Here is a 13,053-nt window from a genome sequence, read left to right on the forward strand (position 1 = left end):
TTTCAACTAACTACAACAAAAGTTAAACAGACAGATTAGTTTTTTAATAAATAATTTTGAATTACTTATCAATCATATTATCTGCCTTCACTACTCAAATAAGTTTGAGTGTTTAATTGTTTGTTTAGCATTATATGTATTTAAAAAGTATGAACACGAGTTAAATGCTAAACTTAGTCATCAAAATTTAATTTTTGTTTGCCTATTTTTGCCAAACAAGAAATAGTTATGAGTGAAAAGTTCGCCAATGAATAATTTCGGTTTGATAACTTTTCACTCATAACTTCAACTACAAGTTCCTTGACCATGAATTCATAGCTACAATCTTATGGTGCGATCGCTAGTTTAGCGTCGTACCCAGGGGATAGATTATTTTCTTAGCTATACACCTCTAGTTAGACAAATTTGTAACAGAAAAACGTTATTGTGAGAATGCAGAAAATGGCTAGTATTATGGCAGAAAAAAATCATCCTGACAAAATTAAAACCAATGATTTGCCACAAGAAATTACTGAATCCTACGGTACTGGTGTGAAAGACTTGCCAGGATACAATATTGGCGGACGCTCAATAAAAGTAGAAAGAGACGAGTACACAGAAACTAGTCCTGAACTGACTGGTGGGGATGTTGATGCTTATTGGCAAGATGCAGATGCAGTTGGAGATGAAGCTGTTGGTGGTAGTACTTCCACTCCCGATCAAAATGTCACAGAGGACTTAGAAGCAGCAGTAGGGCTAGAAATGGCTGATTCGGAATTTCTGCATACCAACGATATTTTAGAGGATCGTGATGGCGATCGCTGGGAGTTAGATCCAAAATCTTCTGAAGATTATCAAGACCGAAGAGAATAATTACCAATTACAAGAAGCAACCAAATTAGCCACTATCTCAACTAGTTCTTCTGGAGCGATCGGTTTAGATACATGAGTGTCAAAGCCAGCTTCCAAAGCACGGATACGAGCCTCACTATCAGCAAAGGCTGTTAAAGCAATAGCCGGGACTCGTCCACATTTATTTGCTTTAAGCGCACGAAATTTGGAGATGAAAGTGTAGCCATCCTCCCCAGGCAACCCGATATCACTAATTAAAACATCGGGTTGCAATTCAGACAATACATTGCGTGCATCTGCTGCTGATATCACTGCTATAACTGTTGCTCCATCCATTTCCAAGACAGTAGTGATAAAAAAGCGAGTATCGTCATCATCCTCAACGACTAAGATATCTAAACCAGTAAGAGTTCCAGAAGTTTGCATAATAAATGACATTTTATCTATCCTTACTTGCTATATGCGTAATTCGTAATTAAGAGAGTACAGAGCAAGCAGTGATTACAACTACGAATTACGTTAGCGAGTCCGTAAGCGTCATTATCAATTACGAATTATTTTTTACACCCATTAGAGCTTCTTTTAGAGCAGATTTTAGATTTACAAAAGTAGATTGATATGCTCGGAATGTTGATGAGATACCGAAGCAGGCTCTTTTAATAAGAAATGATTTAACACCATGATTTCAAACATATAGCTTGATGGTTACTACTCCTTTATCTATTTTCCTACTGGAAGACCACTTCGTACAAATGAAATTCAAGCGTCTTTAGAAAGTCTTTACTTATCTCAATTTTCAGCATAATTCAGAATTAATGAGTCAAAACTCATTCTGAATACTGATTGACAAAATGCGCTTTATCTTATTATACTCTCACCGATGCCCCATACTACAGTCGGTTTGTATCCCAACAAACTACTTGTCTTCTTTAACCGAAGATTGGGTTATCAGTCTTCTCGATTCAGCATCAATCGCCTGATAATAATATTTCCTTATTTGATTTTGCGATGCCTTGCATCCGACGATTGTGACCTCCCACCAGCAATTAGGAGAAACCGATTTGTCTTTGTCTTTGCATATTTAGACGATTTCACAAAGCGTTTAGAGATGGTAACAAATGGATGTCTGACGCCAATAACTAAAACTAACTGGTTTATCAGTTCTTCTTTGGCTCTGTAACTATCGTCAGGAAAATCATATTGGGGAATAGATGCAAGCTCAGGATAAAATAGTGAGGTTACGATTGATCGGGATAGAACACTTTATTTAAGCATACAAAAAAAGCCAATAATCTTATTGAAGAGGTTTTCAAATATGTTGATACTGTAAAACTACAGCAGAGATTAAAATTGATTCCCAAGCCCAGCTAATTCCGTTTCGATCGAGGATAAAAATGATAGGGGACGACTCATATTACTAGCAAAACCTAGAATTCCTGGATCTCGATGTTCGTAAAGTAACTGGCCTTTGGTATCAAACAGAAAAGTTCCACCACGCTGAGTTAAGTAAGCAGAATTAGGTACATAAGTATGCCAATTGCTGAGAACTTCAACCATATTCCGTAGCCGTAGAGTAGCCAATTCAAAGGGACGTTGAAACCCACTTCCGCCAGCTAATTGGAAAAACGAGCCTTTAAAAGCAGGTAGAGGAGTACCTTGAATAATTTCATCATCTTCAATGAGTTGAGGAGCTTGACGATCTCCCCTGTATCCCCGAAAAACTTCTCTTAGTGTTCCAGGACTTCCAAAGCCTGCACACATTAACACTAGATTTAGCCAAGCTTTCTGAGCAGGAGAAAGTCCAGGGAAAGAAACATTGAGACCTGAATAAAGTTTGAGTTGGTGATGTAGTTCTCCATTAGGTTCAACAAATAAATTTTCCGGTGGAAATCCTGTATATTCACAAAATCTTATTCCAGAGGCGCGATTACCAATTCCCACTGCACGAATAGCGAGTTTTTCATCTGACAATTTTTTAGCTTCGCGCTGTAACCACCACGCATATTCAAGACTATCAAAATCCCCAAGTTGGGGCCAGACTAAAACAAGGATATATGAGGCAGGTTCGCAATTTTCTAGTAGGGGGCGGGTCATGCCATCACTAACACGCTGAAGTCCTGTCTGATTAAGGATAGTGTAAGGATTCATTACAAATGATTACTCGGATATTTAGGGTATCAGTGACACAGGATGTACTAAAGCATTAATATGCCATCATCTCAGATTTGTGAATATTTTGTTATACTAGTTAACAGAAGTTCATATTTAGTTTGATACCGCTAACTAAGGCAATACCCAGTAGGTCGCTTGATGAGTGTATTACTGCTAACAGCAGCTAGGTATGAAACCTTCTTCTCAAGATTGTCAACATTGACCCTTTAGTTTTCGCCTAGTTGGGCGATTGATCCTGCGATGAATCAACCCATTACATTATCTTTAGAACAAGAATTTCGCCTTAGAACTTTTGCAGACGTTGTGCAACAAATGTCCCGCGAACAAGCTCAAGAGTTTTTGCTTATGCTCTATAAGCAGATGATAATCCGGGAAACGACTTATCAAGAATTGCTCAAACATCAGTGGGAACTGGATTCAGACTCAATTTTGGGCTAAAGCATACAAGCCAATAAATGTTTTAAATTTTTAGCAGCGACAAAGAAATATTGGTAGAAATCCTGTGTCGCTGCCAGCTTGGGAGAGTCCTGGAATACACTAGCAGAAATCCTTAGACTTCTTGGCATTTGTCGGGAAAAGGCTCTGTATTAGACTTCTTGCAGAAGTGGGGAAAAGGGGAAAGCGGCTCATAAAAACCCTTTTCCTTTCTCCCCTCTTGCAAAAGTTACTTTTGCAAGAGGTCTATTGTCCTTTTTCCCTTTAACCTTTACCCTTTTCCCCTTCTTGTAAAAAGCACAAATGCCAAGAGGTCTCTTTTGTACTCCAATTGACTTGATGTCTGCGTAAAAGTGACCTTACAACAGTTTTCATGTATTTGAACCACACCTGTCGGGCGCAAGGCCTTGCGCCCCTAGCGCGTGGTCTATTTACCTGAAAATAGCTGTAAGGCATTTACCAAGGCTTTCCTGACAATAATTGCTCAGACAATCACAGATATGCTAAAAAGTAACTCCAATCTTTAGCGCTCTGATTGCGGTGCAAACTGTGCAAATACCTCCGCCCCTGTTAGGTTCTTGGTTTCATTGGCAAAACAGTAATATTTGGGCTTTTCATCTATGAATATCTGACGATGGAAAACAAGACCTTCACAGCTATCGAATAGTCCAACGGGTATGAAATACTGGTTATTTTGTTTAAATTTGTAAAATAGATGGCTACCACACTTCTTACAGAATCCACGCTCTGCCCATTCTGAAGATTGATAAACTTCGATATATTCTTCACCAGAGAAGCTAACATCATCACTTTCACACTCAACTACTAACAAAGGTCCTCCACCCCAGTTGCGACACATACTACAATGACATGCTTCTACCTGATTACTCATACGGGTTGTAGAAACGTTTACTACTCCGCACAGACAGCTACCTTTTGCAATGCTTACATTAGACATATTTTTTCTCTGCTCCCAAAAATGCGCTTCAATTTGACATTCTTTTTTGTTTGATGCTGGAAGTATCTGCACTATTGAGTTTAGAGGCTGATACAACTAATCTAGTCGCTTCTTGACGCTGATTTAAATCAACATTGATGTTACATCTCCAATTTAAAAATATGAAGTTTTGCGTTTATCGCGTAGAGCCTAACTTGATGGATGGGCTGAGGTGCGAAGCCCATCTACCGTGCTTGAGTACAAACGTCTTATTTGAGTTTGCAGCTTGCGGTAAGTTCTAGATTGTAGAAAGTCCCTGGTTTGGGATTAATTGAACGCAACTGCTGGATAAAAGCATTAAATGTTGTATTGCTGATCCCGAAGCCAGCTTCAGCACAAGCAGATAAACCTCCTTCGATGGGAATAGATCCAGCTCTGGGACTATATACAATGAATTTATCGACGGTACTAGTGCCGACAGCAGACCCGATAACCTGACGAACTGTTCGCAAAGCAGCATTATCTAAGGAACCACCAATACTGCCAATACTGATATTAACGGCACGACTTTCAGCCACAGCCGGCGCACTAATCGACAATATTGCCCCCACAATCATCAAACAGCTGAACTTCTTCATTTTTCTCTCCTCCAAAAAATTGAAAAACTAATAATTAGGTTTCGACATGGATGAAGTACATCAGAGACTTTACCATGTAAGGTTTTCAGACACTAGGGTGTGTGTAAACTACAAAATCTATGATTCTGAACTTTTGGGGATTACTTCAGCATTAGGTCTTTCGTTTTCTGAAAAATGTTAATTTCTTAAAAATTCTTTATAAAATTGCCTTTGCAGACCCTAGCTGTCTAATTGGTGTTGGTTACAGGGAAGCTGAAAAAACATCTAGCAACAACCATCCCAGCATGAGACTGACTAACTCAATCTCAATCTAGAACAGACTAGCGCTGTCGAATCCTTGCCTGATTCGCAACTTCAGCCGCTTATATCCTTCAATAACAATATCAGGTAAACTTGGCAGTGAATTTAGATATCGCAACTAACTGCCATAAATCCTCTTTTCATAACCTATCCATTCTTTTTCTCGTAAAAGATACTTTTGAATTTTACCAGTACTAGTTTTTGGCAGAGTAGTAAATTCAATTGTCGTAGGGCATTTAAAAGCAGCAATTTGATCGCGGCAGAATTGGATTAATTCTTGTGCTGTAACTTGCGCGTTTTCTTTGAGGGTAACAAAAGCTTTTGGCACTTCACCACGCTTGGCATGAGGTACAGCAATAACTGCACATTCTAACACGGCTTCATGGCGGTAAAGACATTGTTCAACTTCAATACTAGAGACATTTTCCCCATTTGTAATGATGATATCTTTCATGCGATCGCGCACCTCAATATAACCGTCAGGGTGCATTACTGCTAAATCACCGCTATGAAACCATCCTCCTCTAAATACCCTTTCAGTTGCTTCTGGGTCATTATAATAGCCTGTCATCACCATATTTCCCCGCATCACCACTTCCCCCATTGTTTCACCGTCCGCCGGGACATCATTCATATTTCGATCTATAACTCGCAAACCATCTGCACCGATATAAGGTACGCCTTGGCGTGCTACAAGTTTTGCTTGTTTTTCAATATTTAAATTATTCCAATCTGATTGATATTCACAAACACTATATGGACCATAAACTTCTGTTAAACCATAAACGTGAATAATTTTTGCGCCAATTTTAGTAAGTTTTTCAATTAATATTGGTGATGGTGGTGCGCCTGCTGTAGTGATAGTTAGAGGTTTTGCTAATAATTGCGGACAGTCTGGATGATTGAGGAGAGAAATTAAAATTACAGGTGCAGCATTTAAATGAGTTACTCCTTCTTGTTGAATTAACTTCCAGATATTACCAGGGTTAAACTTACGCAAACAAATATGAGTACCACCAATAGCAGTTACCGCCCAAGTAAAACACCAACCATTGCAGTGAAACATCGGCAGAGTCCATAAATAAACCGAGTTAGGTGTTAGTGTTGTTTCAATTATTTCTCCTAAAGAGTTAATATATGCACCGCGATGAGAATACATTACACCTTTGGGTTTACCAGAAGTTCCACTAGTGTAATTAATAGAAATCGTATCCATTTCATCTGTAATTACCCAAGGCAAAGGAGTAGGATTACCAGTTTGGATAAATGCTTCATAATCCTCTCCATTTATTGGTTCAAATCCTTGATTATCGCTGATATTGATTATATACTTAACAGTTTTGAGACTATTTTGAATAGGTCGAATTATATTTGTTAACTCTGTATCAATAAAAAGAAATTTAGCACCGCAATCATTTAAGATATAAGCAACCTCCTGGGAAGCCAAACGAGTATTAATAGATACTAAAATACCACCTATTAAAGGCACAGCAAAATGGGCTTCTAGCATGGGTGGAGTATTGAAACAAAAAAAAGCGACGCGATCGCCTTTTTCAAGTCCAGCATGATGCAGTGCTGAGGCTAGACAATTGATCCGCTCTGCAAATTCCCTGTAAGTGAAGCGTTTTTGATTATATATAATAGAAACTTTCTGACTATAAACTTTAGCATTACGTTGAATAAAAGTTAGAGGTGTGAGAAAGCTGCGATCAACTGCTTCAGGGTTCATGGCTAATGCTAACAGTAATTATTTACTGCACGAGCATACCATACGGTCATAAAGCACTAGATGATTTTTACAGTACTTAGTTACCGCGATCGCATTCAATTAGACTAGACTCAGGGCAGGCTCAGTCTACCTTGAGATTCCGGTTACTTGTAAATGGTAGGCATCCAAGGTTTTTTCTCACAGAGATGCCAGTATCATTTTTACGATCGTGACTGCGTTTATTATGGCTTTGTTCCAGTGTTGATGATGAATTAAAAAATTTAAATTATACAATTAACATCCGGAAAACCAAGGTGAAGTGAGGAAAAATAGTGAAGATATAATTGTAAATTTCTTTGATTGAGTTAATATAAAAGGCTTTGACAATGGTTACTACTCCTGTACACTATCTGCAAATTCTGGGCAATCCAAATATTGAAATTTCTCAAGATGAGTTGCGATCGCTTTTAGGAGAAATAGAAGTACAACTGCATCGTAGCCGAGTTTATCGACGTGCTTTAGCGATTGTGCAGAAGTTAATAGGTTCAGAAACAGATCAGGCTCAAGATTTATTAAAAGCCGTAGGTCGAGAAGCGATCGGTTTAGCATTTCGACAATTTGCCCAACAACATCAAAAAGTTGAAACAGCTACAGATACAAAGCAAGCGACGGAAACAGTCAATTATTCATCAGAGATACAGCAAGAGTGTTGCACTCAACAGGAGCAATCCTCTAAAAATGCAGCAGAAAATTCGCTGTGGAAAAAACCACTGCAATTGCTGAATCATCAGAGAATTTCTCAAGCAGAACTTGCCTTGCAAGCAGACCAACAACGCATGGTGTGCTTACGTCAAATCGGGCAACAACTCCAGAAAACCCGTTTGTCCAAAGGGCTTTCTTTGGACCACATCCAGCTTTCCACTCATATCCGAACCGAGTTGATAGATGCATTAGAAAACGGCAACTCAAAAGAATTGCCAGATGACATTTTTTTACGTGGATTTATCCGACGTTATGGAGATGCTTTAGGACTTAATGGTGTTGCTTTAGCTGCTTCTTTGCCAGTACAAGCAGCTATACCAGTAACTCAGCCTCTTTCGTCCCAATCTAAAAAAGGAATGGGATTGGAAATTCGTCCGACGCATTTATATGTAGGTTATACAGCTCTTCTTGCAGGTGCAATGGGAGGATTAGCTTTGATGTCCCAGCAACAAGCAAATACCAATATATCAACTGAGCAAGATAACTCTTCTTCTGTTTTACAATCGTTAAAACAACAATCCCCTACTGTTAAACCGGGGATTAAATCCACTAATAATACTGGTGTGGTTGTCGGATCTGATATTTCCCCACCAGAAGGATCGTATTAACGTGCACCACAATCCAATTACATCTTAAGATTGACCTGAGTTCGGGAAAAGTCAGTTTAATGTAGAGTTTCAGCTTATCCCGAACTCAGCTTTTATTAAATCTTACGCCGTCCTCGCCACTCCATTCCAATCATAAGTGGTGAGCATAGTCTGCGTAGGCAAAAAATATTGTGTAAAAGCTAAAAAACTGTAACTGGGAGTTAATTGATCTGACTTTTCACGGTATCTGGAAAACCTCTCTCTAAATCTCTCTCCTAAAAGGAGAGAGACTTTGAATTTTCCCCTTTCCCGACGCGGGAAGGGAGTTATATCATGTCCGCCTAATTAGTTATAATTCCCGCATTTGTGCAAAAACCAGGAAACCCTCTTTCCCCCTACCCTCTGCTCCCCTGCCGTCTTAATGATAAGTCTTTAACCGGAAACGATATTAGGGGGTTAGGTTTTTGGTAGATTTTTCCACATAACGTGAAAAGTCAGGTTAATTGATATATTGGAACCTTTATGAAAGTCAGGTTAAAATCGCAAGCAAAGTGTAAATCTGAAGTGAAACTATGAAAACTGCTGAAAAATTAGCTGCCGGTTGGCTACTGACACTCGGATTCATGTTTGTAACTCTATCAGCAACAGCGGCACTAGAAAAATTCGCTACACCTAAAGCCATCTCAATACCGGCGGGTGAGTATGACTTTAACGCACCGAATGCCACTTATGAAGATAATAATGCTGCTGTTGGCGGTCTAATTTTTGGTGTCCCTACCCTAACACTGGGCACGTGGTTAGCATTGGGATTGTACCGTCAAAGTCGGCAGGAGAAAAAGGCAATTAATCAACAAGTTAGCGATCGCCTGCAATCGATTTTTTATGAGATGCTACAAGAAAATCACGGGCGCGTAACTGTTTTAGGCTTTGCCATCCAGTCACAATTACCCGCAGCCCACGCCAGACAATATTTAGATGAAAAAGCTAAAGAATTCAATGCAAATTTTAAAGTGAACGAAGAAGGGGCTGTATCATATCATTTTGATGTCTAATTGTCATTAGTCATTTGTCCTTTGTCTTTCGTCCTTTGTTATTTGTTATTCATTAATGACCAATGATTAATGACTAATGACTACAATACTCAACTTACAGCTAGGTCTAATGACGCAGATTTTTTTGAGCGTAGCTGCCATTTTAGGTGGTTTGTCGGTTGCTGCTGGTGCTTTTGCTTCCCATGCCCTGCGGGAAAAGATTAGTGAGCGATCGCTAGAAATTTTTGAGACTGGCGCTCGTTACCAAATGTATCATGCTCTGGCACTTTTTTTAGTAGCCATACTAATTAGTCGTACCGAGTCGCCTCAACCCACACTCGTAGCCAGTGGATGGCTATTTATCATTGGCATTGCTATTTTCTCAGGTAGCTTGTACGCCCTTGGCATAACCGGTATTAAATCCTTGGGAGCGATCGCACCACTAGGCGGCACAGCCTTTCTCGCAGGTTGGGGTGCTTTAGCTTTTGCTGCTTGGAATTTGAAGTTGTAAAAAAGTTAGGAGTTAGGAGTTTTTAACTCTTAACTTCATTTTTTAGAGGCTCATTTATCTTGTCTTTACAGCATATTTTCAACAAAAATATTTTCCAAAAAATAAAATTGGTCAATTCATCAATCATAATTTCAACAAGGTGCATACAAATCAATTAACCCCGTTATTTATAAATAACGCAGAATTTTCAATGTTTAAATTTATCTTTTTTAAAATGCTAGTAGTGAGGAGTTAAAAGCTTATAATTTATAGCTCTTTGTTCTCAGGCGTATTAACAAATTATCCAAATCTGCATTACATGAAGGTGCTTCAGGTAATGAGCTAGATTGATATGCCTCCTGTAAATTATTATGCAGACGTTCATATTCTCTTTGATGAAAAGCTACATTAATATCTGACAAAACAGACTTTTCTGTACCTGCTAATTTTTGGGCGATCAAATCAGAAATATATGGCAAATTAAAAACCTCATTTAGCTTAATTAAATTAGACTCAACTATTCCTGTTTGCATCAGATAGATCCCAGTTAATAGAACTCGATAAACATAAAGTAATGGTTTAATTCGATGCGCATTTTCTTTCTCAAAAAGTTTCCATTGTGTTGCGGCAAAACCAATATAATGGTAACTATAATGACGGGTAATACAATTTTTAGCAATAATTTTCAATTCCTCATGCTCAGGTGAGGTTATTAATATTAAAGGAGAATACAATTGTTCTAATACATAACCATTCTTTTTAAGTAGCATCAAAAAGAATTTTTTGACATCATGAGTTACTAAATCAATCTCTAAAGATTCGCGAACTTCTGAAACTTCAATAGTTTCATTTTTAGTCTGTAATCCCACTACTTCTTGAACTGGTAAAATATGGACACCACGCAAGTCATAATCAGAATCGGGTGAGGGAAAGCCATATAAATGGGAACCACTAATGATGGCGAATAAAAACGGGTAAGGCTGTTGCCTAATAATTGTGTTAAGAGAAGTTGGAATATTCATAATGTGCCGTTTACTTGCTTACCTCGGTTCGCCTATTTCTTTAAAAGATATTCTATATAAACCAGAACACTCACTCATCGTCCAGAGTTTCATTAGTGTGGGAGCAGACTATGAAATTCAAATTGAGTAAATTTAGTGTGAAAAAGGCTATTTCTCCAGCCTACGATGAATATCGCTCGAAAACTTTGGCGCTATTCCAGGATATGACTAAGCCATATTCTTTAGTCAACCTCATTCTGACACGATCTGCTATTTGCTGGTACTTAGGGTATATTGCCTATATCAAATCTTTATCGTTGCAAGAACATAGCACTTAGGCACTTACTTGCTACTATTTTAATGGGAAAATGCGGAAAAATAGCTTGAAAGCTTGAGCTATATTGCTCAAACATGATTTTATTAACTATGGCTATGTGTTTCACTGATTGGAATAAAGGTCTGCTATCAAAGTAACCTATTACGCCAAGCAAACGGAGGTTTCATGTCGATATCTAAAGCTGTTAATAGCAAGGTTATTTCTCAAAGCAGCGTTGAAAAACGCTTGCAGATAGAGCGTTTGATAGGAGCGACTCAAATAGTTGCATCTAGTGCTGGGAGTGATGTAGTGAAGGGATTAACTCAAACACCTAAATCTCTACCCCCTTGTTACTTTTATGATGACCGTGGTTCCGATCTGTTTGAGCAAATCTGCGATTTACCAGAATATTATCTTACACGCACAGAAACAACGATTTTACAGCAGTATGCTGGTGAAATTGCCAAGATAACTGGCGTTTGTGAATTGGTAGAACTTGGCAGTGGTAGTTCTAGTAAAACCCGCATTTTACTAGATGCCTACCAGCAACTAGGCTATCCTCTGCATTACCTACCAATTGATGTGAGTGCAGGTATGTTGGAAAATAGTGCCAAGCAGTTATTGGGAGATTATCCTTTACTCCAAGTTTATGCACTAGCGGGAACCTATGAATTAGCCCTTGCAAAACTCCTACCGACGCAATTACCCAGTCGGATGATTTGTTTTATTGGTAGCAGTTTAGGTAATCTTACCCCTGATGAATGTGATGTGTTCTTCTCTCAAATAACTAATGCTCTACAAGTAGGTGAGTATTTTTTATTGGGGATAGATTTACGAAAGCCAAAACAGATTTTAGAACCAGCTTATAACGACAGCCAGGGAGTGACAGCTGCATTTAACCTGAATATGCTGGAACATTTAAATCAGCGGTTTGAGGGTAACTTTGACACCACCCAGTTTGAACACCGAGCATTTTACAATGAAAGCGAGCATCAAATAGAAATGCATTTACGCAGCTTGCGATCGCAAATTGTAGAATTACGCGCTCTTAATCTTAAGGTTAATTTTGCACTAGGTGAGACTATCCTCACCGAAATTTCTCGCAAATTTGACCTTAATATTATCAAACAGCAACTAACTGCACAAGGTTTATTACCTCTTCATGTGTGGAGAGATCCAAATCAATGGTTTGGCTTAATGCTCTGTCAGCTGCAAGCATAAAGCAAATCAGAGTATGCGTGATATATATAGTGGTTCTCAGTTGAGTCCAATATATAGCTAACAAAAACAGCCCTTCCCTACAAGCATTAGGGAGTCATAATTCAAAGCCTCTCTCCTTAAAGGAGAGAGGTCAAAATGTATGAATGCAAATTTTGATCGACCCAAGCAAGTAATACCAATTCAAAATTCAAAATTCAAAATTCAAAATTAAGAATTCAGACAGGACAAGGGTTTAGGGCTGCCTATCTGTCGCATTCTTTTTTCAAATTGGTGTAAACTAAATGTTTAATCGCTAATTATTGCTGCATCGAAGGTGTAGGAAAAATTCTGCTAAATATAGGAACTCGTGGACGAGGTTTATTTGCTATTATATTGGTATTAGTAGCAGAAGAGTTATTAGTTACCTCAGAAAGAAGAGGTGGTTTGCTATTAGTAGAATTGGTAAAATCACTTAATTGGGTAGCCTGAAGTGAATTTGAAGATATGGAAGTAACATTTTCAGGATTTTGATTCTTGGTTTTTACCGGAGTTTGAGCTTGAGATGGAGTAACAAGGAAAGTTGAACTTGTTCCTAATACCAGTACGAGCAAATGAGAAATATATTGGTGCATAGGGATTGCGATT

At 38.5% G+C, this 13,053-nt stretch carries 14 protein-coding genes and 1 pseudogene; 8 read left to right on the forward strand and 7 right to left on the reverse strand.

Features of this window, described 5'->3' with window-relative positions; translation table 11 throughout:
• Positions 1-441: 441 nt before the first annotated feature.
• A complete protein-coding gene (locus NSTCB13_RS27030) occupies positions 442-852 on the forward strand; it encodes a DUF6335 family protein (RefSeq protein WP_448274453.1) in 411 nt (136 codons plus the stop codon).
• Here the strand turns inward: NSTCB13_RS27030 and NSTCB13_RS27035 are convergent, their stop codons facing one another.
• Both NSTCB13_RS27035 and NSTCB13_RS27040 read right to left on the reverse strand, forming a co-directional pair.
• Positions 853-1,269 (reverse strand): response regulator, encoded by a 417-nt coding sequence (locus NSTCB13_RS27035; protein WP_445627249.1) that lies wholly within the window; start codon positions 1,267-1,269, stop codon positions 853-855.
• 906 nt (positions 1,270-2,175) lie between these two features.
• Entirely contained in the window at positions 2,176-2,979 is an 804-nt protein-coding gene (locus tag NSTCB13_RS27040) for a peroxiredoxin-like family protein (RefSeq protein WP_448274454.1), read from the reverse strand.
• 264 nt (positions 2,980-3,243) lie between these two features.
• Between NSTCB13_RS27040 and NSTCB13_RS27045 the strand changes: the two genes are divergently transcribed.
• The gene (locus tag NSTCB13_RS27045; RefSeq protein ID WP_445627247.1) at positions 3,244-3,441 is read left to right on the forward strand and encodes an NblA/ycf18 family protein; all 198 of its coding nucleotides are present in this window, start codon (positions 3,244-3,246) and stop codon (positions 3,439-3,441) included.
• Between the two features lie 520 nt (positions 3,442-3,961).
• On the opposite strand, the gene NSTCB13_RS27050 is transcribed toward NSTCB13_RS27045, so the two are convergent.
• From NSTCB13_RS27050 to NSTCB13_RS27060, 3 genes are all read right to left on the reverse strand, one after another.
• Positions 3,962-4,396 (reverse strand): GFA family protein, encoded by a 435-nt coding sequence (locus tag NSTCB13_RS27050; RefSeq protein WP_448274455.1) that lies wholly within the window; start codon positions 4,394-4,396, stop codon positions 3,962-3,964.
• Between the two features lie 248 nt (positions 4,397-4,644).
• Entirely contained in the window at positions 4,645-5,013 is a 369-nt protein-coding gene (locus tag NSTCB13_RS27055) for a hypothetical protein (protein WP_445627245.1), read from the reverse strand.
• A gap of 418 nt (positions 5,014-5,431) precedes the next feature.
• Complete coding sequence (locus NSTCB13_RS27060; protein WP_448274456.1) at positions 5,432-7,042, reverse strand: acyl--CoA ligase family protein; 1,611 nt, start codon at positions 7,040-7,042, stop codon at positions 5,432-5,434.
• A gap of 365 nt (positions 7,043-7,407) precedes the next feature.
• Here NSTCB13_RS27060 and NSTCB13_RS27065 point away from each other — a divergent pair, with 365 nt between their 5' ends.
• From NSTCB13_RS27065 to NSTCB13_RS27075, 3 genes are all read left to right on the forward strand, one after another.
• Positions 7,408-8,391, forward strand: a complete 984-nt coding sequence (locus NSTCB13_RS27065; protein ID WP_448274457.1) for a helix-turn-helix domain-containing protein — start codon at positions 7,408-7,410, stop codon at positions 8,389-8,391.
• Between the two features lie 551 nt (positions 8,392-8,942).
• Positions 8,943-9,422: a hypothetical protein gene (locus NSTCB13_RS27070; protein WP_322712904.1), complete on the forward strand. Its 480-nt coding sequence runs from the start codon at positions 8,943-8,945 to the stop codon at positions 9,420-9,422.
• 109 nt (positions 9,423-9,531) lie between these two features.
• A complete protein-coding gene (locus NSTCB13_RS27075) occupies positions 9,532-9,912 on the forward strand; it encodes a DUF423 domain-containing protein (protein WP_448275024.1) in 381 nt (126 codons plus the stop codon).
• Between the two features lie 239 nt (positions 9,913-10,151).
• Here the strand turns inward: NSTCB13_RS27075 and NSTCB13_RS27080 are convergent, their stop codons facing one another.
• Positions 10,152-10,913 carry a nucleotidyltransferase domain-containing protein gene (locus tag NSTCB13_RS27080; RefSeq protein WP_448274458.1) on the reverse strand — a complete coding sequence of 254 codons (762 nt, stop codon included), beginning with the start codon at positions 10,911-10,913 and terminating at the stop codon, positions 10,152-10,154.
• Position 10,914: 1 nt separating this feature from the next.
• Between NSTCB13_RS27080 and NSTCB13_RS27085 the strand changes: the two are divergent.
• From NSTCB13_RS27085 to egtD, 3 genes and pseudogenes are all read left to right on the forward strand, one after another.
• A pseudogene (locus NSTCB13_RS27085) lies at positions 10,915-11,004 on the forward strand (ergothioneine biosynthesis protein EgtC); the annotation flags it as partial.
• Between the two features lie 19 nt (positions 11,005-11,023).
• Entirely contained in the window at positions 11,024-11,230 is a 207-nt protein-coding gene (locus NSTCB13_RS27090; protein WP_448274459.1) for a hypothetical protein, read from the forward strand.
• Between the two features lie 164 nt (positions 11,231-11,394).
• Entirely contained in the window at positions 11,395-12,429 is a 1,035-nt protein-coding gene (gene egtD / locus NSTCB13_RS27095; protein WP_448274460.1) for an L-histidine N(alpha)-methyltransferase, read from the forward strand.
• A 296-nt stretch (positions 12,430-12,725) separates the two neighbouring features.
• Here egtD and NSTCB13_RS27100 read toward each other — a convergent pair whose 3' ends face one another.
• The gene (locus NSTCB13_RS27100) at positions 12,726-13,040 is read right to left on the reverse strand and encodes a hypothetical protein (RefSeq protein WP_448274461.1); all 315 of its coding nucleotides are present in this window, start codon (positions 13,038-13,040) and stop codon (positions 12,726-12,728) included.
• Between the last annotated feature and the right edge of the window lie 13 nt (positions 13,041-13,053).

The organism is Nostoc sp. DSM 114160, assembly GCF_053470305.1.